This is a genomic window from Serratia marcescens, assembly GCF_029846115.1.
GTDB lineage: Bacteria > Pseudomonadota > Gammaproteobacteria > Enterobacterales > Enterobacteriaceae > Serratia > Serratia marcescens_L.
Genome location: NZ_JARVZZ010000002.1, coordinates 40908 through 59471 on the forward strand (window position 1 = coordinate 40908; position 18564 = coordinate 59471).

The following is an 18564-nucleotide window of genomic DNA, read 5'->3' on the forward strand; positions in this document are numbered from 1 at the left end:
GCTGCCCTTGTTATTGGGGGACTCTGGTATACCGGAATAGTCAACCCCGTTGCCTGGCTCACCTCCCGCTGATTTAAGCATCTGACCGATATTGCCAAAGTCCTTTTTCAGGGAACTGCGGCAGTATCGTAACCACCAGTGTTGAGGACCAGTCGGGTGTAAACGGAAACACAGCCTGAAAACGCTGTTAAAGCTCGCTGTCACCTCCCATCCCCACAGCAGTTGTGGTGCTGAAGACTCAGCATCTTCCCTCAGCATCCGAGCCAGTCTGGCTGCCTCTGACCCGCGGGAGGTAAACGCCACATAAGGTTTAATCCTATCGACAGGAAAACCATGCCCCTGGCATGATGCATACGTGCGAAATCCATGGACATTCATCGCTGCAACAAGCCCACGAATATCAGCGTCCACAATAATCATGGTTGCGACTCCTTATCACCGCTGACGGTATTGCCCCGCTGCATTCGGGCAGCAATATCTCGCTGCAGCTCGCGAGTGACGTCCTTTGCCCCTCCCACCACCGCCGGCGAGACCAGGATGATCACGTGGTTGCGCTGCTGGTATTGCGCGATGCTGGTTTGCAGCGCGCCGGTAAACCGTTCGGCCAGCAGCTTGCTGCGCTCCGGCGGCAGGGATTGCTTGGCGGCGCTCTCGTAGAACGCCTCCATGGTCTGTTTCATGTCGAAAGTGACGATCGCCGGCTGACGCTGCAGCAGCCACAGCGTGGCTCCCACGCTGAGCAGAACGGCAATCAGCACGCAGACCGCACCCCACAGCACAATGGCACGTTTCTGTGCCGAGCTGTTGGGGGTCGTGATAATGGCAGGCAGTGTCATGCGGCAGCCCTCCCCGTATAGTTCTCTTCCACCCAGCGCTCGATGCGCGCCATCTCCTCGCCAAAGTTGCGGTGCGCCAACTCATACACCGCATCGTGCACCGAAACACCCTGCTCACGCCGAGCCTGCATGAACTCGAAGTCCTGGCCCTGGGAGGAGTACATGGCGCGGCTCAGCGGATCGACAAACAGGCGGTGCCAGCTGACCTTGCCGGAGACCATCAGCATGAAGGAGCTGAACCACTGGTCTTTGGCCGATTCGAACTTCCCGATCATGTCCTGCTGCAGCTGGGTGAAGTTGTCCGGGTTTTTCTGCAGATAGGTTTTGAACTCGGAGGCGTCCTGCATCAGGATGATCTTGTAGGAGGAGTTGCCCCAGGCGGCTTTCGCGGCCGAGCTGGCGGTGTCCGAGTCAAAGTCCTTGATGTTCTGGGTAATGGTGATGTACGCCCCGCGGTGACGGCGCGCGGTACGGTAACCCTCTTCGATAAACTCGCCCGCCTTGGCATTCTTGAAGTTGAGCAGCTTCCAGCCTTCGTCGATAACGCACAGCTTCTTGCTCTGACGCGATGTCTGGTACATCCGCCCCTCGATGTAGATCATCAGCGAGAACATCACCGCAACCAGCAGATCAGGTCGATTTTTCAGGCCGCCCATCTCCAGTACCACCATGTTGACGTCATCGCGCAGCGACGGTTCGTCGGAGTTGAAGAACTCACCATAAGTGCCGTCGGAGCAGTATTTATCCAGCAGGATGGTCATTTCATGCAGGCGGTTGCGGATGGTCGGCGAATCGCGATAGACATCCTCATCCATCGCGTCGCGCAGAAAGTCACGCACATCATCAATACGGGCGTTCTTTTGCTTGCTCAACCAGGCTGCCTTGACCGCCATCTCCAGCAGGCTCTCATGAACTTCGTCAAGGCTGCCGTCGGGGCTGGCCATCACCGAAATCAGGTTGGCGATCTGCGTCGCCGACAGGTTGATGTCCTTCACGTTGGCGAACGGGTTGAATTTCAGCGTCTGTGCGTCGATGTAAACCCCGCCCATGTTTTCGCACAGGCTCTTGTAACCATCGCCCATATCGAACACCCAGGCGGCGCCACCGGTATCCAGCACGCTGCGCAGCATCGGCTGAATAAGACCGGTTTTACCGGCGCCTGACGTCCCGGCCACCGCCATGTTGTAGTTGGTGTTGCGCATCACCTCGGAGTAGATGTCGATGAACGCCAGCTGGTTGCGGTAGGTGGGCGCCAGCAGACCGGAGGGGGCCAGACGGTTGTCGGCGACGATCGGCATCAGGTTGACTACATTCAGGGTCTTGGCGCGGTGCACCGCGCCATGCATCGCCAAGTCCTGGAAGACGCCGTGCTCGGCCATGAACGGCAGGCAGGCCAGGAAATTCCAGTGCTGCTTGAAGCGCGGCGATATCAGGTCAAAACCGTTCTTGCGGTAGCTGTTGATGACGTCCTGCTCACAGCGCAGTGCCACGCTGTCATTGTCTTCACAGAACACCGTCACGTTATAGAAGAAGGAGACGATCGCCGTCTGGTTGGATGCCAGACTCTGGCGCAGATCGCCCCACTCCTTCATCTCCTCCAGCGTGCCGGGGAAGAATTTGGCGTAGGAGGTGCGGGATTTTTTCTCCAGATCGATGTACTTGCGGTTCGCCTCGAAAGAGGTCTTGGTCTGCTCTTCAACGACCAGCGTCAGCGTAATAATGAACGGCGTGGCGATCGACAGCTCGGGATACAGCAGGTTGCCGTAGTTGTCGGCGGTGTTCCACAGAAAGGCCATCTCCGGGTTCTGCTCGAGCTGGAAGTTCATCACCCGCGCCACGCTGCCTTTCTTGCTGCCGGCATCACGCAGGTTTATTTTGACGCAATCGGGATACACGTCCATGCCAAACCCGTTGTCGATGCACTGGAAGTTCAGGTCTTTCAGCGGGTCGAGTTTGCGACGCTTGTTGTATAGCTGGCTCGGATCGTGGTTGATGATTTCGCCCACAACGTTGATAAAGTCTTCGTCATTAAGCGACTCTGTCGGAATTTTCGCCCCCATCAGCGACGCACGCAGCACCTTGACCAGGTTCTCCAGCTCGGTGATGAGCGCCTTGTTGCGGCGCTTGCTCTTGACACAATAGGAGATGAATACCCGGTAATTACGCAGCGTCAGCGGCATATCGACGCCCGGCGGCAGGGAAAAGCGACCTTCTGCCGCCATCAGGTAGAAGGCCCGCGTGATGGCGTTGAATTTGTCCGCGTCCTTGCCCGACCAGGAGAAGTCACGCAGGCCAGACTCCACCAGATCGCCGACGCGCTTGCTGGCCATCAGGTGAACGGACAACGCGATCCCTCGCGGCAACTTGGTGCGCAGCAGACTTTCGAGCGTCAGAACCACCTGTTCGTTGGCGCCGGCCAACGGCAGCGCTTCCAGCACAAAGCCGATGGAGCCGGCATTGATAAACAGCCCGCTCTCTTCGTCATAGTCGCGATAGGGCAGTACGCTGCTTAGCTGCGGAAAGTTCATATCACCCAATACCTTGTTGGCGGCGGAGGCTTCATCCGGCATTTTCAGCGCCGACAGCAGGCTGTTGGCAGTATGGGTGACTTTGTCGAGCAAATTCATTTACGGCTCCTGTCAGTACACGGACTGGGGCTGGCCCCAGACGGCAGGTTTAACCACGAACAGCACCTTGCCCGGCTGGTGATAGACGTCCTGACTGTCAATCCAGGGCGCGATCCACAGCTGCGCGGTCTGCTCGGCCTGACGTGCCGGTCGGGTGCTGCCGACACCGGCACAGCGCGGCAACGTGCAGGTACTGGCGGTCGTCACGATGGCGGCCGGCGCAGCAATCGCCGGATATGCCGGAAGCGCCCGCGCCGGGGATACTGTTCCCTGCCGAGGCAACAAACGGGACGTGCTGCCGGCTGAGACAGGGACGGGGCCGGTATCTCGCCCCACTGCCGCAAAGTCGCCGTCAGCCAGGCGAGGCAATGCGGCCGCAGCCGGCTTTGCTTCGCTGCCCTCTTCCAGCGACTTGGCTTTCTCGTTAGCCTGCTCCATCGTCATGCAGCTGTCGGAGGTGGTGGCGTTACAGCCAAACTCGCTGCTGACGCCGGCACAGCCTGCCATCAGCAGCACGCCACCCAAGGCGGGGAATAAAAACAGTGATTTCATGATGTGCGTTTTCATTGAGTCTCCTTATGACCTTGCCACGAGAAAAGCCGCAAACGGCAACATTGGCACCATCGCTATTCCAACTACCGAAATCGCATCCGATAACAGCGACATATCAAATCCCCAGTGAATAAAAGCATCACTGACGACGAACGCGGTCGAGATGCCCACTGCCGCAGCCAGGAACCCCAGCAGTACGCAAACGGCGGATTTTTTCTCCGCGGTTGCCATGAAAAGAATCACGGAGACCACCGCCGACCCCGTACACCAGAGAATGTCTCGCCGAAAACCGGCCCACTTGTCGGCATCGGTCAGCAGGCGCTCAATGCGCCACATATCGAGCGCAAGCCAACCGCCCCACCAGGCCAGCAATAAAAAGACATATAGCCCTGTCATTTTTCGTTCAGTCATGATTTGGCCTCATCCTCAGAAGGCGGTGTCGGTGCAATAGAAATGCCCTGCCGCACGGCATCCGCGCTGTATTTATCCACGATGGACTGCATCAGCGTCGTTTTCCCCGCCCCGGTTCGGCCACAGACGATGATGTTCCCCACTCGAGCGAAATCGCTGCCAGTAAAGGGAAAGTCATCGAAATACCAGATATTGGGTTTGTCGTTGTTATTCATGGTGTCACCGCTCTCCTGTTGTTGATGTGCCGAGACCGAACTGAGCCGGATCAAGCTTGCCGAGGTGGTTCAGCATCTGATCGGTGTTGAACCCGTTCAGGCTTTGCCCGGATTTAGGCTGGTCGCTCCCTTCGGTCTGCCCCTGCTGACGGCTCTCTTTTTCCGCCGCCACCTCCTCGATAGTCTTCATCTGGAAGCCTTCCTGGAACACCACCGTGACCTCATTGCCGGCGCCGATCGGAATAACCGGGTGATACTGCTCAGCCCGCTTGATGTAATAGTCGCTGAGCGTTGAAGCGGCTTTGCTGGCCCCCCCGCCAATGGCCGATTTGGCAATATCGCCGGCGCCCATGCTGGCCGTTGCCCCAAGACCAACGGTCGGCTGCGCCGCCCGGCCGGCCCCCTCGCCCAACCCGTCAAGGAACCCGGCGCCCCAGGCAAAGCCGAGGATCTTGCCGTTGCGCATCACCACCTCGCCCTTGACGCCGTTCTTGCCCATAAAGGAAACGTGGCCGTCGATGTCCTGATCGATAATGTCGTCACCGCGAATGCAGCTGATTTTTCGGGTGCGCACAATGGCGCGTTCGCTGGAGACGTCGCCGTAGGCTTCCATGCTGATAAAACAGCCGGTCGCGTCATAGGTCTTGCTGTTCGGCATCTCGATCCGGCCGGTCACCCGTACCTGCATCGGCACCGTGGCCGTGTTCCCGGTCACTGATGCGTTGGCATCCGCCCCCTCAATCAGGATGGATTTGGCGAAGCTGCCGGTCGGGATATAGGGGTACTTCTTTTTCCTGGGGCCGGTCTCCGGCGGCACCAGTGACTTGCGATAGAGACGGCCGGGCACGGGGATAGGCTTGTAGTCAACGTTCGGTGGCGGTGTGACGCCTTTGCCCGGATAGAACGCCGTCGGCGGCGGAACAGCGCCACCCGGTGCCGGCGGGAACTGCGTCGGCATCGGCTCGCCCTCGGGCGTCACGCCGTTAACCAGCGGCGGTAAGGGGGCGGAACCGGGGGCCGGGTTCCCTGGTGTTGCTTGACTCCCCGGTCCGCCAAACTGTTTCAGGTTCTTGTTTTCGTCTTCCAGCACCTGCATGCGCTTCTGATCTTCCAGACGCGATTTGTTCAGCAGGTCGATTTCCTGACGCAGGGCGGTAAACTGCTTGTTAATTTCGGCCTGCGCGGCCTGAGTCTGGGTGATGGCATGCTGCTGCACGCGATCGTCAAAGGTATTGTCGACCACCCCGGTCAGGTCGGGAGCCGGTTCGGCAGGGTGCTGTGTCTCCAGCTCCGCATCCTGCGAGAAGTAATAACCGCCGCCGATGGCCGCGGCGACCGCCAGCGCGACCGCGCCCAGCCAGAGATATTGCTTGCGCTTGACCAGCACATTGATGTTCGCCATCAGCGGCCTCCCTCGGACAAGGTGATCCACACGCTCATGCGACCGCCGCCGATAATCTGCCGGGTAGGTGTATCGAACATCACCGCCCGCACACCCCGTTGCCAGAAGTCGTGCTCATTGACCCACTGGCTGGCGCTGCCGGGATTGCTGACCTCAAAACGAACCACCTTCAGGTGATGCCCTGTCCAGACCTGCTGCGCCTGTGCCCGCAAACCGTAAGGTGCGGCCAGCGCTTCCCGCGTGACCGGCATCTGCCCATAGCCGGCCGGCAACCGACCCTCCATCAATGACTTGTTGAGCGAGACCAGCATGGACTCGTAGGGCTGCCCCTCTTCCCAGCCTTTGGCAGCCACAGAAACGCCCTGGCTCTCCCCCACCAGTGAGAACGTGCGGCCGACACCGGCACGCGGTACGGCGCGAATGGAATAGTTCATGCCCCGCTCGGTTTCGATAACAAAACTGAACGGCTTTTTATTGAGCGTACTCAGTACCAGCCCGCCGTTGGCCGCCGGCTCATAATTGACCAGGCTTTCATCCACGCCGCTGACGAACGTCACGCGATCGCCGGGGACGTTGAACAGGTTGGGTTCGCTGTTGCTGAGTGAAACATGCGCCTGACTGCCGTTCTGCAGTGGGATAGTGACCGGCGCATCCACCGTGCCGGCCTGGGCGCCGAAGCAGGCCGTCAGAGCGACAACCATCAGCGCATAGCGACGTTTAGTTTTCATCGTTTACCTCGACGAACTTGGCCAGCCAGGTCACACCCTCGCTGCGATCGATATAAAGGGAGTAATGCTTGAGGGCTTTTTCCGGGGCGCTGTCACCGATCCAGGTACGCAGCTCACCGCGAATATCAACACGCCCCTGGGCGGGATAGACTTTCACGCTGGTCTGGAAGAAAGCCGCATTGACGTTGCTGGCCCTAATACGGTTGGCCTCCTCGGCCAGGACAATCTTGAGGGCGTTTTGCGCCGCCGGCTTGACCATCATGAGCAGGGTGGAATGTGAGGCGTTGACCGTCTCAGGGGTCACATTGAGACGTAACGCGACAAAGGAGAGCGCCATTTGCTCGAGATACGATGCATCAGCGCTGTTTTGCGAGACGCCGAACGGCGCCTTGAACAACATGGGGACTGCCACCACCTGTTTCTCGTTCTGCAGGCGATAGTTGTTGATAGCCATGATAATGACGGCCACCGTCAGCGCAGCAATCAACAGCGCCATGACAATAAAGCCGATGGCAATAATACGGTTTGAGTTGAGACGTGCTGAGTGTTCCATTATCGCCTGCCTATTTTATCCATTTCCGAAAACACGATTCAGGGACCACCTTGTAGACGCCTTTGCCGAGCGAGGTCGGTAAATACCAATATGCAAGGTCACGCAGCCAGCTACTGCCCTTCCCCTTTTTGGCTTTGTGAATGGCCCAGAACACCAGCGCCGCCAAAATAATCCCCGTGATATATTTCTGCTGCCAGATAAACCAGCCGCCAGTAATAGCCACGGGGATTAATTCATCAAGACAAAACCCAAACCAGCGGTCTTGTGTTCTCAGTGTTTTCGGGAAACGGTATTTGTTCAGATCGTTTCCCGACATACCGCCCCCGATTAATACCCGGCGACTTTCATACCCACCGCGATCAGGACAGAGACCACGATGAAGCCGGAGAGGTATTTGAGGTTTTTGGTGGCCATATACATCACGGCACCAACCAGCACTTCGACCAGGACGATCCATTTGACCATGGTGGAACCAGAACCTGCGGTTGCCTTAACATCGGCATCGCCGGATTGCAGCATGTCCTTACCGCCAGCAGCGAGAGCCACTTCTGGGAAGAACGAAGCCAGTACGGCAAACGGCAGGATCACCTTGAGGAAATTCACGACGCGTTGCCGAGAAAACAGCTTACGAAGTGAAAATCCCTGACGTTGGGCAACAGAAGGCCCCTGAGCGCTTAATGAAGCATTCATTTAAATTATCCTTGAATGAAGTAAATCTTTGGATGCAATAGAGAAACATCCTTGGCTTAGTATGAAATGAGATTATTTGAACAGTTAGCAGCACCCCCTTACATTATGAAAATTAAAGATATCTTGATAAAAAATAAGCTGTTTTTGATGTAACCACTTGAAGTAAAATCACAAAAAAACAATAAAAATCATTAAATTAAAATTTAATCTCGTGGTATGAGTGTGATGAATTTGCTCTACGAGATGACCATCTACAGCTACCAATGGTTTGACTGATTGAACTAAAACAATGAAACTGTAGAATACATTCAACAACAAAGCAACACAAAACGCACCATATGATGCTTTTTAATTTCATCAAATTGAATAATAAGGAGTTTATATGTCAGGAAAAACAGCAGTAGTTGTATTCAGTGGAGGTCAAGATTCAACTACGTGCTTAGTGAAGGCTTTCGCTGAGTATGACTCCGTGCACTGTTTAACCTTCGACTACGGCCAGCGCCACAGTGAAGAAATTAAAATAGCGGAGCAACTTGCAAAGAAGCTAAACGTAAGCTCACATAAAATTTTAGATGTTAATGTAATCAATGAGTTAGCAATAAGTAGTTTGACTAGAAATGAGATTGAAGTGCCCGAACACAAAAATGCTGATTCAGATGGAATACCATCAACGTTTGTTCCTGGCAGAAACATCGTATTCCTTACCCTTGCCGCCATCTATGCATTTCAAGTAAATGCGGAAGATGTAATAACAGGTGTTTGTGAGACTGATTTTTCAGGATACCCGGACTGCCGTGATGTTTTTGTAAAAGCGTTAAACCACGCAGTAAGTTTAGGAATAGGAAGAGATATCAGGTTTGTAACGCCACTAATGTCATTAAACAAAGCTGAAACATGGGCATTAGCAGACAATATGGGATGTTTGGAACTCATCAGAGATGAAACTTTAACTTGTTACAATGGTGTTAAAAGTTTTGGATGTGGGAAATGTGACGCATGTTTTCTACGATCGAGGGGGTTTAATGAATACCTACAAAATAAAGAAGAAATAAAAAAAAGCCTGCAAAAAAAACAGGCTATATGACTAATTAAATTTATTCTTGAGTGAGGTATTTATTAAATAGATACCTTGCTCCATACGCAGGAAAAACATTAACAATTGCATACGCCAACTTAATTATTACTTGAACGGCGATAATTCCTATTATTTGTTCGTTTGTCATCAAACCACTGAAAGCTATGAAACAAAAGACAACACTATCTATAACAGAGGCCACAAATATACTGGACAGAATCCTTATATATAAGTAGCGAGAATTCGTCAGTTCTTTGATTTTACAAAGCACATATGAATTAGCCAGCTCGGAGGTAAGAAAAGCTATAGTTGATGCAAGAAATGTTGATTGTATTTGATTAATAAGGCTATTATATGGGCCATTGAATATCCATTCAGGTATAACAGGTAACTTCAGAGAAACATAAAGCAACCCTAATATTGCCGCATTAGCAACAACACACATGTAAATGGCTTTTCTTGCCAGCCTAAATCCATAAAATTCATTCAGAAGATCTACTACTAAGAATGTAAACGGGTAAACAAAAGTACCAGGCGTAATGATGAGATCAAAGTATTGTATGTGAACTGGTTTGACTGCAGCTATATTACTAAATATATAACAAACACTAATAACCAAACAAAAAGCAACATAAGTTAACCACTGCTTTTCATTTCTATCTTTAAACTCATATTCAGTTTTAACACTTTCACCAGAGCTATATATTTTTCGACAAACCGCCGACACTTCTCTAGCGTTAAAATCATCAATCACCTCTGAAGATAGTAGTCTTTCGTATGGCATTGACATAACCCGCCCAGTATTCAACACCATAACGTTAGCTTTTCCATTGAGGATATCAAATCCAATTAGCTTATATTTTATATTCGCTTCCATACCTTTCCTCGATTATTGTACCAACAACATCCTCAGCAACTAAATGAGCCGAACTACCATCAATCACCTTCAAACTTTTGCTTGAAGTAACCACAAGAACATTTGCCTCATGAATGATAGCCTCACGGCGAACGATGATTACATCACCTTTATTATAGTATCCTTTTATCTCTTTTGTTAGAAGTATTCCAACTACATTAGGACCTTCACCGAAGAAATAAGTTATAGGTGACGACATAACTAACCGTCCAATTTTTGCATTTACTGCTGAGAGTATAGTTGTATCTTTAATAATCGGAACCGCCAACGGGTTCATGTTACCATCGATGGTTACTAACTTATTAGATAACTCCTTTTCTTGTAAATCAACAGATTGAATTTCTTTAAATGAAACACCAAAGAATCCGGCTACTTTTCGAAGAGTATTTTCTTGAACGCGCTCTACCCTACCTTCAAGGATCTTATATATAGTAGTTCGATTAACACCGGCACCATCACTCAAAGAAACTTGTGTTTCCTTTCTCGAAGAAAGAAGGTAATTTATATTCTTTTTTATTATCTCGGTATTATTCATGGCATACTCATGATCAAATAATAGTGATGGTTAGTCAAAAGATGATACATGAAAGACATCAGATGATGAAATAAACATAGCACAGCATGAACTACACATTATCAACAGTTCTTGATTATGTGGATTTTTCACCTCCTAACACTATGTAAAATCATAATAAAGGAGGAGACCATGATACCAAAAAGACTAAAAGATGCCAGAATATCAAGTGGTTATACACAGGAGCAGTTAGCTGAACTTGTAGGTATACAAGGGGCCAATTCAAGCTCAAGACTGTCAAGTTACGAAGTCGGCAGAACAGAACCACCTTTCAGCTTAGTAGTAAAAATAGCCAACTTATTGGATTACCCAGAGTATTACTTCTATACGATAGATGATGATTTAGCTACAGATCTTCTTGAAATGCATAGAAACAGAACAAATCCCTCCAAAAATAAATTCTACAGTTCAGTAATAGAAGAGAAGAAATTAGCTAAAAAAGTTGAAGATGCCAAACGACTAGCAATTGAAATAATTGACTGTCTAAACAAATAGAAATCAGCAAGCATAATTACCTCACTCCCAAAGGAGGCATGAGGTAATTAAGCTATTGATGATAGTTCATTCGTTAGTACTATCTGAATCAACACCAATAAAAAATCTCTCTAACTTATCATTAACAGATTCGTTTATTTCTGAAATGATCTGCTGATAGTTATTAAGTTTTGGTTTATCTGCAACATGTGGAGCTAGAGTACTTGCACCAAGAACCTTTGCCATTGCAAGTTGAGTTTTCAATACGTTTTCCAAAAGAGTTTTGTTAAACTCCGTCTGATTAAAAGGGTCATCTTTTCTTTCCATCTGTGCCTCATAGACTCTGAGACCGAGCTCAAGAAGCATGGAAATAACACTAGATGTACTTACTTCAGTTTCAGCCGCCCCTTCTTGGCGACGCTGTTCAACAATAGCATGAATCTTTTCAACCGCCTCCTTGCTGACATATGCTTGAATTCTTGCCATATAATTTTTACTCCATGACATTATTAGCTGACAGATAATCTGTATGTAATTTGAGTTGGCATGCACGAATCAAATCCGACTCTAATTACGAGTCTAATGATAGCTATAAAAGCAAAATCATACAACTCGCCTCTAGGGTCGTTCCTGTTTATCTATATGAAATTTAGTGATAACTCTATATAGAGTTGTGTATAAACTCGAATAACGACTCTAGCTAGAGTCCTTTACGACTCTAGCTACTCATCATTTTAAAATATAACAATAACATTAAACTCTTAACTAACTGTTTTAAATATATAATTCTGCAAAATACAATTTTGCGTGGGGTGTGATGTAGTTACCACAAAGAGCGCGAATTTGTTGACTCGAGATCCCGAAAAGGCTAGATTTTCACCAGGGCTCGGAATTTTAAGGAAAACATGAAAAACCTCATCGTAGCGTTAATGCTGTTCAGTTCAACGGCCGCTATGGCTGATTGTTTTGACATGGCGGGTCGGGATTATCACATCGACCCGGATCTGCTACGTGCTATTTCATGGAACGAGTCACGTTTTAATCCCGTGGCTATCGGCCCAAATCCTACAACAGGGTACGGTGTGGGGTTAATGCAAATTGACTCCCAGCATTTTAACTCGCTTTCGTTGATAGGGGTTTCAGAACGGCACCTGAAACAAGATCCGTGTATGAACATCTACACCGGTGCTTATTATCTCGCGATTGCCTTTAAGAAGTGGGGAGCGACCTGGCAGGCAGTTGGTGCTTATAATGCAGGGTTTAAAGACTCTCCAAAGCAGGCGCAACGACGTTACAAGTATGCGAGTAAAATCGAGAAAACCTACCGGGCGATAAAAGCCAGCAAGCAGCAACCCCTCCTCGTTCAGAACCCGTAGTTTATCCACATATGCACATAAGACAAAGCCAGTGAAGTTTCCCATCACCTTAATGGAAAACGAACGGGAGCGGTTATTTCACCGGATCAAGGTGAAATAACGTCGATTGTGTAGATGTGGGTAAGCGGATCGCAAGGTAACGGACATCAACAAAAAACGGTCACGTTTTTTGGGTGCTAACCAGGGCGCCCCTTTGGGGCAGTGGGAGCGGGAAATGTATTTCCCGCTGGGCGGGCGGGGAGAATAAGATGCGCTCCCTCGATGGGAACGCATCTTATCAGCGCGCTACCATGCAAAAACGTCGTAGCCAGGGAGAATGGGCGCATCACAATCAAAATGGATGTAACCTGTGCGGTGATATTTAACATGGTGAATTAAAAACCGCCTCAGAGCCTTTGACGCCCCTTGCGACTTTAATACCCGCAGCCGCCAGTGATAATCCGTCAGCACCAGAATATAACCGTACTGGGTATTAACCACCCAGGAACGAAAAGCCGCCTGCCCTGCCATTGTCGCTAACAGCTCGTTATCTTCCAATGTAAAATGTGCCGTACTGCATACCCGTAAATTTTCCGTTTGCATCTTTCACCTCGTTATTTCATACTGTCCGCGCTGTGTTAACTGTACGTTCTGTAGCAGTGTTCGGCCCCGGTATTGATGGGCGTCATTACCGGGGCACCCTGTTACTTCATTCGGTTTTTGAATTCATCCGCAATCAGCCATAACGCACGGTTCAATTTAATATCGCCATCGATACCGTTGACCGCCCGAGTACGGGTATTTTTCCCGGTCGCGCTTTTACCGGGTAATCCGCCTTTAATCATGTTTTCCTGCACGCGCTGGAATGTCGTCCACAAATCATTGCCGTAATCTTCACGCCGACGCGGACGCAAAACTTGCGACGGCGTGATCGGGGATTTATCTTCGTACTCGTAGCGATAACTTAACGCCGCCCGCGCAAATAATTCCTGATCGCGCTCGGACAGTGAAATGCATTTCATGGTATCGAGGTCATTATCGACGCGGTCAAATATGCCGAGCACTTCATACGCACCCTCAATTACCTGCCCGACCACGTCCCCTTTATGCGGCACTCGAACATCACCGAACGATTGGCCAAATACCATTCCGTTGGCACAGACATAGCGGAACATGCCGGGGATCATTTGGTAACTGCTGCTTCCGTCGTGGCTGTTCAATAATACGATTTCGGGGACTTCCTTATTGCCGGAGACAATCATATTTTCCCGGCGCAGCCGCAGCATGTGTTTGGTATGGCCGCGTTTGCTTTCATCCCTAACGCGGGTCTGGCAGGCATAAAACGGCTGAAAACCTTCCTCGCGTAATTTATCCAGCAGCGTAATAGTGGGGATGTAGGTGTATCGGTCACTGCGCGAATCGTGTTTATCTTCAGAAAAAACGCTCGGCACCACGTTCATTAATTCCTCGTTGGTTAACGGGCGGTCTTTACGGATGGCGTTATAACGGCCAAAACGGGAAGTCAGACGCATAATATTCTCCTTTCTCTTTGAGTAATGCCGGACAATTTTTTAGACCGGCGATGAATTAACGGTATGAGTGATTGATAGCCAGCTGAAGGTGTAGCCGATAACGCGCATGCTCCCAGGCAACGACGCCGGTCTCGCCAAAATACGCACCGGCCAAACGCTGCGCTTTAATCCAATGTTGCGCGACGGCATACGCAATTTTCGGTTTATCTGACGGCGAGTTATCGACGCCGTTAAACACCACCCGATCCGTCATCGTGTTAAAAATTTCATACAGCGATTGCGCCAGTTCGTCAGGGGACAAATACACGCCGTGTAATTCCTCCATTAATTCCAGTTGACGGATCATGATGTTTTCCGCGTCGGGATATTTTCCTGCCCATCGTTTGGAAGATTCTCTGGTGGCGGTGTTGACGTTTTGCGTGTTCATCCTGCTCTTGCTCCTCTCTGGTGGTTATTCCATCGTTCGGTGAGTTCCCTGGCGGCAAAGGGCGACGGAGCAACGGCGTAAGGAGACACACAAGGGGCGAGACGAAAAGTTTTTACCTGGAAAAAGTTTTCGGTGAAGTGCATTTAACCCCTTGCGGGGTGACGCGACGGTGCTACGAACAGCCCTCCGCCGTGGAACGGCCGTCCGATGGCGCACCGGAAACGCAGCGAGGAGGAACACGGCCGACACGGCGACAAGCCGGGGCGACCTTAGCGTTCCTCGCCTGGGCGAGAAACAGTGAAAAGCGGCGCCGGCATCGCCGGCTGCAAGCGAGCCCATCGCGTGACGGATGGAAGCCCGCCAGGGGGGAGACGGCGTGCCGGCTCCCTGCGCAGCACGACAGCCGGGTCCGAAGGGCACGCCCAGGCATCCTGCGGAAACCCGATTCACCGAAGAAATACCGGCAGCCAACAAGGGAGAGGTAGGAAAATCGCCACCAGGTCTTTGTGACAGCATACGAGAAGGGAAAGAATGGCCGGAGCCGCAGGCGCCGGCCTTTCGTTCTGTTCGTCTTTTACCGCGCGGTGCTGACCGAAGCCACCGTTACCAGGTAGCACACGGCGTCGGCAAAAATTGCACAGAGGTTCACACCCCGATCGGTAAATTCGCCCGGTAGCGGCAGCGTGTCGTTTTCTGTCATGCGTTATCGGGCAGGATCGCCCTGCCCGCCTCCGTTGTTAGCGATACATCGGCCAGCGCGTGGACGTCACGCGATACCAAAACGGCGTATACATCTCGCGCTGATACTTCAGTGTCAGGCTGTTGCCGATCACCACGCGCGCCGGGATACCCAGCAGCGACAGCTGGATGTAACACATCCGCGCCGCCACCGGATCGATGTCCACGCAGTCGGCGCGCAGCTGCGTTTGCGGGTTATAGCCCCGCGCCAGCATCACTTTGGCAAACGCGATCACCATTCTGCCCGCGCCGCAGGTCGGTTCGGACAGCGTGATATACGGTTCATTTTCCAACGCCGCCAGCCGATCACCGGCTACCAGTCCCGCCATCAGCTCGGAGAGATGAAACGGCGTGAAAAACTGGCCGATGTTGCCGCTGCCCAGCTCCAGCTCCATAAACAGCGAGCCGAGAAAGTCCCCCATGCCCTGATCCAGCCCGATGATCAGCCATGAATACAACTGCGCCATGCGCTGCTGGTCGGCTTTTTCATAGCGCTGGATGGTGGCCAGATACTCCGCCTCGATGTCCGGCGACTTTAACAGCAGATTTTCCAGCGCACAGGCCGTCAACTTCACAAAATCGCTGAATACTTCATAGCGATGGTGATAACGCGCCGTTTCACGAAACGTACTCAAAAACGCCTTACGCGGATCATCGCCGGTGATTGTCCGTTTCCGTCCCGGTACAGGGTCGGCGGATTTTGAGGGTTCTACCGTATCAGCCCTGACGTTCTTTTCCGCCGGGCGCACTGCATCGACAGGCACCGAAAACAGGGAATCAAAAGAGAGTTGTGACATCAATTAGCCTCCGGGTCAGTGAATAGCCGCCCCGAAACTGAACTGAACCCCGATAGTTGGACTGTTCCGCTATGCGGCTTGCAAGGTCTGAGTTCTAAATTCCACAGGACTCAGGCCTTGTAACCTTAAACTGATTCGCTCGTGATTGTAGTAGTGGATATACTCCCTGATAGCTGTTTCCAACTCATTTATATCGTTGAAAGTATTTAAGTAAAAACACTCTGACTTCAATGTACCAAAGAAATTTTCTACTACCGCGTTATCCAGGCAATTTCCTTTACGGGACATACTTTGAACAACCTGTTTTTCTTGAAGTATTTCTTGATAGCCAATCATTTGGTACTGCCACCCTTGATCTGAGTGTAAAACTGGCTTTTCGGCGTCATTAATCTTTGAAAAAGCTTTTCTTAACATGGTGTTAATCATACCCATGTGAGGACGCCGCGCCAGTGAAAATGAGATAATTTCGCGGTTAAACAGATCCACTATTGGAGATAAATAGAGTTTTTCACCATTTACGGAGAACTCTGTTACGTCAGTTGCCCATTTTTGGTTTGGGCGTACCGCTGTAAACTCTCGGTTAAGAAGGTTTGGAGCCACTTTCCCATACATCCCTTTGTATGAGTTATATTTCTTTCGTCTTACGGGAGATGATAACCCCATGTTTTTCATCAGTTTGTAGACTGTCTTATGGTTGATTTTAATCCCTTCTCTTTTCAAGGCTACAGTGATCCTTCGATAACCATATCGGCCTTTATGTTGATGAAAAATAGATGTTATTTTTTCCTTTTCATCTCGGTGAGACTCGTTACTCAGGCGTTTCTTTTGGTAAAAGAACGTGCTGCGAGGTAACTCAGCAACACGCAGCAGTGTATTTAGCTTATGTTGAGACCTCAATTCATCCACTACTTGCGTTTTTGCTGTGGCCTTGCTGAATCAAGGCCTGTAGCTTTTTTAGATATGCATTCTCGGCACGTAAGTAATCCAACTCGTCTTCGGGCGTCAAAAATTCAGTTTTTTTAGCTTGAGCACCCGTATTGGTTTGCTTTCGTTTCTTCATCACCGACAGAGCCTCCATTCCGCCGTTCTTGTAACTTTCAAGCCAACGAGCAAGTTGTAGCCTTGAGATGTTAAATTTCGCCGCTGCTTGTCGTACCGATAGTTGATTATTCAGTATGTCATGGATAACAGCTTCCTTGACTGCTGGAGCGTACTTACGCCGTTTTTTATCTGAAATTGCGATGTCTTCACCATGCTTTCTATATGTTGAAATCCAAAGCTGGATGGTGGCTTTATGAACGCCAAATATCTTGGCTGTTCGTTTAACCCCATCATGAGTGGAAAGATAGTGTTGAACAACTTTTCGCCGAAACTCTTCCGTATATTGCACCATTAGTGACCCCATGAAGTTGATTTCATTGTGTCCAACTTATGGGGTTCACTTCAAAACGGGGCGGCTCGCGTTATCAGGCCATCGCCCGCGTTAACTCCAGCGCACGCAGAACGTGCCCCCACTCACTGCCCCGCATCGACGGCACCCGCACCGATTTGCCCTTGCGAACACATCCGGCGATATGACGCCCGAACGACCGCAGATCCGGATCGACGTCGGCGGCGGCTATATCGCCGCGCGCGATCCGCCGCTGGCGTTTCACCTGCTCGCACTCAGCCTGCAGGCGCTTTACATACTCGTCGGTTACTGTCATGATGCTTGGGTCTGTTGATTTCATGGTTGAGACTCCATGTAGTTTGATAGAACGCCGGTCTAACTTTCCTAGGGGTAAACCGGCATGAGGAAGCAGCGGAAACGCTGCTTTTTTCATTTACGGGTTTGCGTCTCCCGGCTTAACACCTCCTTATTGATCCGCGCCAGAATGGCGCTGTGCGGTAACGTCACCACGTCGCGGAACCGGAAGTAACGCTCCCCGACCTTGGCGTAGACAGTGGTCACCTCCCCGCAATACATTTCGGCCAGCTTGAAAGTTTCGCTATGTGGATCGCCCGCCCAGTCTTTCGGGTACATGACTGCGATGGCATCCATAAACTCCATCAGGCTGATCTCCGCCACTTCCGAGCGCGCTTCTTGCTCTCGCAGCTGCCAATAAGCGGCCTCGGTGCTCGCATCCCATGCCATGCGGTTTTCGGTGCTGATTTCGCTCTGATACATCGTTTTTTCTCCTCTGTTATGGTGGCTTACCACAGGTTAAATGCGGGTTAACGTGCCGTAGTACGGCAACGTGTGGCCATCGTCCCCGCGCCGCATCCGGCCATCTTCTGACACTTCGACGAAAACGCCGGTATCGAGGCACAGCCAGATGAAGCCTTTTTGCATAAAGCGATACCCGGTTGTGCTCAGGCAAACAGGGCGCACAGGCTCGACCTGTTCCACGGCGTACACCGTGCAACCCTTTGCGCTGGTTTCGCGCGCAAATCGCATTACCGCATCAAACGGATTGCAGGCGTTGGTGATGTGGCTGCAACTCAGGTTCACCGTGCCCCCGATGCACGGCGCCGAGAACTTGACAGAAAAACGACCGATCTCTTGAGTAACGAACAGACAGGCTTTTACATCCCAATCATCAGGCGACTCTTTGACTACGGAATTGATATTGTTAATTTTCATACTCAGTTCCCCTCTTGTGATGTTCCGGGCTACGAGAAC

General features: G+C 51.0%; 25 protein-coding genes and 1 pseudogene. 3 read left to right on the forward strand and 23 right to left on the reverse strand.

Annotation, left to right across the window (positions count from 1 at the left end; all coding sequences use genetic code 11):
* Positions 1-75: 75 nt before the first annotated feature.
* The 11 genes and pseudogenes from QDT79_RS24295 to traA all read right to left on the reverse strand — a co-directional run.
* Positions 76-420, reverse strand: a pseudogene (locus QDT79_RS24295) (hypothetical protein); the annotation flags it as partial.
* On the reverse strand, positions 417-836 hold the full coding sequence (gene trbI, locus QDT79_RS24300; protein WP_197763290.1) for a type-F conjugative transfer system protein TrbI: 420 nt from the start codon (positions 834-836) through the stop codon (positions 417-419). The gene trbI and the pseudogene QDT79_RS24295, both read right to left, overlap by 4 nt.
* Complete coding sequence (traC, locus tag QDT79_RS24305; protein ID WP_197763289.1) at positions 833-3463, reverse strand: type IV secretion system protein TraC; 2631 nt, start codon at positions 3461-3463, stop codon at positions 833-835. Before traC ends, trbI begins: the two co-directional genes overlap by 4 nt.
* A gap of 12 nt (positions 3464-3475) precedes the next feature.
* Positions 3476-4015, reverse strand: a complete 540-nt coding sequence (traV, locus tag QDT79_RS24310) for a type IV conjugative transfer system lipoprotein TraV (RefSeq protein WP_197763314.1) — start codon at positions 4013-4015, stop codon at positions 3476-3478.
* Between the two features lie 24 nt (positions 4016-4039).
* Entirely contained in the window at positions 4040-4426 is a 387-nt protein-coding gene (locus QDT79_RS24315) for a hypothetical protein (RefSeq protein ID WP_197763288.1), read from the reverse strand.
* Positions 4423-4641, reverse strand: a complete 219-nt coding sequence (locus QDT79_RS24320; protein WP_197763287.1) for a hypothetical protein — start codon at positions 4639-4641, stop codon at positions 4423-4425. Before QDT79_RS24320 ends, QDT79_RS24315 begins: the two co-directional genes overlap by 4 nt.
* Positions 4642-4645: 4 nt before the next feature.
* Positions 4646-6043, reverse strand: coding sequence for an F-type conjugal transfer pilus assembly protein TraB (gene traB, locus QDT79_RS24325; protein WP_197763286.1), 1398 nt, complete (start codon positions 6041-6043; stop codon positions 4646-4648).
* Positions 6043-6771 carry a type-F conjugative transfer system secretin TraK gene (gene traK / locus QDT79_RS24330; RefSeq protein ID WP_142076373.1) on the reverse strand — a complete coding sequence of 243 codons (729 nt, stop codon included), beginning with the start codon at positions 6769-6771 and terminating at the stop codon, positions 6043-6045. The genes traB and traK overlap by 1 nt, the downstream gene beginning before the upstream one ends.
* Positions 6761-7324: a type IV conjugative transfer system protein TraE gene (traE, locus tag QDT79_RS24335; RefSeq protein ID WP_147882578.1), complete on the reverse strand. Its 564-nt coding sequence runs from the start codon at positions 7322-7324 to the stop codon at positions 6761-6763. Before traE ends, traK begins: the two co-directional genes overlap by 11 nt.
* Positions 7325-7334: 10 nt before the next feature.
* Complete coding sequence (gene traL / locus QDT79_RS24340) at positions 7335-7640, reverse strand: type IV conjugative transfer system protein TraL (RefSeq protein ID WP_042785939.1); 306 nt, start codon at positions 7638-7640, stop codon at positions 7335-7337.
* An 11-nt stretch (positions 7641-7651) separates the two neighbouring features.
* Positions 7652-8014, reverse strand: a complete 363-nt coding sequence (gene traA / locus QDT79_RS24345) for a type IV conjugative transfer system pilin TraA (RefSeq protein WP_147882579.1) — start codon at positions 8012-8014, stop codon at positions 7652-7654.
* A gap of 382 nt (positions 8015-8396) precedes the next feature.
* Between traA and queC the strand changes: the two genes are divergently transcribed.
* Positions 8397-9098: a 7-cyano-7-deazaguanine synthase QueC gene (gene queC, locus QDT79_RS24350; protein ID WP_308317207.1), complete on the forward strand. Its 702-nt coding sequence runs from the start codon at positions 8397-8399 to the stop codon at positions 9096-9098.
* Positions 9099-9108: 10 nt separating this feature from the next.
* Here queC and QDT79_RS24355 read toward each other — a convergent pair whose 3' ends face one another.
* Complete coding sequence (locus tag QDT79_RS24355; protein ID WP_126502345.1) at positions 9109-9966, reverse strand: queuosine precursor transporter; 858 nt, start codon at positions 9964-9966, stop codon at positions 9109-9111.
* Positions 9944-10540, reverse strand: coding sequence for a helix-turn-helix domain-containing protein (locus QDT79_RS24360; RefSeq protein ID WP_042785942.1), 597 nt, complete (start codon positions 10538-10540; stop codon positions 9944-9946). Before QDT79_RS24360 ends, QDT79_RS24355 begins: the two co-directional genes overlap by 23 nt.
* A gap of 171 nt (positions 10541-10711) precedes the next feature.
* Here QDT79_RS24360 and QDT79_RS24365 point away from each other — a divergent pair, with 171 nt between their 5' ends.
* Positions 10712-11074 carry a helix-turn-helix domain-containing protein gene (locus QDT79_RS24365; protein WP_197763283.1) on the forward strand — a complete coding sequence of 121 codons (363 nt, stop codon included), beginning with the start codon at positions 10712-10714 and terminating at the stop codon, positions 11072-11074.
* Between the two features lie 66 nt (positions 11075-11140).
* On the opposite strand, the gene traM is transcribed toward QDT79_RS24365, so the two are convergent.
* Complete coding sequence (traM, locus tag QDT79_RS24370; protein WP_197763282.1) at positions 11141-11539, reverse strand: conjugal transfer relaxosome DNA-binding protein TraM; 399 nt, start codon at positions 11537-11539, stop codon at positions 11141-11143.
* Positions 11540-11958: 419 nt separating this feature from the next.
* Between traM and QDT79_RS24375 the strand changes: the two genes are divergently transcribed.
* Positions 11959-12429, forward strand: a complete 471-nt coding sequence (locus QDT79_RS24375; RefSeq protein ID WP_197763281.1) for a transglycosylase SLT domain-containing protein — start codon at positions 11959-11961, stop codon at positions 12427-12429.
* Positions 12430-12714: 285 nt separating this feature from the next.
* On the opposite strand, the gene QDT79_RS24380 is transcribed toward QDT79_RS24375, so the two are convergent.
* The 9 genes from QDT79_RS24380 to QDT79_RS24420 all read right to left on the reverse strand — a co-directional run bounded on the left by QDT79_RS24380 (position 12715) and on the right by QDT79_RS24420 (position 18525).
* Entirely contained in the window at positions 12715-13011 is a 297-nt protein-coding gene (locus QDT79_RS24380) for a DUF5983 family protein (protein WP_197763280.1), read from the reverse strand.
* 101 nt (positions 13012-13112) lie between these two features.
* Positions 13113-13940: a DUF932 domain-containing protein gene (locus tag QDT79_RS24385; protein ID WP_041038628.1), complete on the reverse strand. Its 828-nt coding sequence runs from the start codon at positions 13938-13940 to the stop codon at positions 13113-13115.
* Positions 13941-13995: 55 nt separating this feature from the next.
* Complete coding sequence (locus QDT79_RS24390; protein ID WP_197763279.1) at positions 13996-14367, reverse strand: dehydrogenase; 372 nt, start codon at positions 14365-14367, stop codon at positions 13996-13998.
* A 574-nt stretch (positions 14368-14941) separates the two neighbouring features.
* On the reverse strand, positions 14942-15067 hold the full coding sequence (locus QDT79_RS24395; RefSeq protein ID WP_308317208.1) for a hypothetical protein: 126 nt from the start codon (positions 15065-15067) through the stop codon (positions 14942-14944).
* Between the two features lie 37 nt (positions 15068-15104).
* Complete coding sequence (locus tag QDT79_RS24400) at positions 15105-15740, reverse strand: N-6 DNA methylase (RefSeq protein WP_308317209.1); 636 nt, start codon at positions 15738-15740, stop codon at positions 15105-15107.
* A gap of 231 nt (positions 15741-15971) precedes the next feature.
* Positions 15972-17295, reverse strand: a protein-coding gene (locus tag QDT79_RS24405; protein ID WP_308317210.1) for an IS3 family transposase whose coding sequence is annotated in 2 segments (ribosomal slippage) — positions 15972-16839 and positions 16838-17295 — 1326 coding nt in all. Because the reading frame shifts where the segments join, the coding sequence is not laid out codon by codon here.
* Positions 17296-17368: 73 nt separating this feature from the next.
* Positions 17369-17632 carry a hypothetical protein gene (locus QDT79_RS24410; RefSeq protein ID WP_042785950.1) on the reverse strand — a complete coding sequence of 88 codons (264 nt, stop codon included), beginning with the start codon at positions 17630-17632 and terminating at the stop codon, positions 17369-17371.
* Between the two features lie 89 nt (positions 17633-17721).
* Positions 17722-18069 carry a hypothetical protein gene (locus QDT79_RS24415; RefSeq protein WP_308317211.1) on the reverse strand — a complete coding sequence of 116 codons (348 nt, stop codon included), beginning with the start codon at positions 18067-18069 and terminating at the stop codon, positions 17722-17724.
* Between the two features lie 36 nt (positions 18070-18105).
* Positions 18106-18525, reverse strand: a complete 420-nt coding sequence (locus QDT79_RS24420) for a protein TraE (RefSeq protein WP_197763277.1) — start codon at positions 18523-18525, stop codon at positions 18106-18108.
* Between the last annotated feature and the right edge of the window lie 39 nt (positions 18526-18564).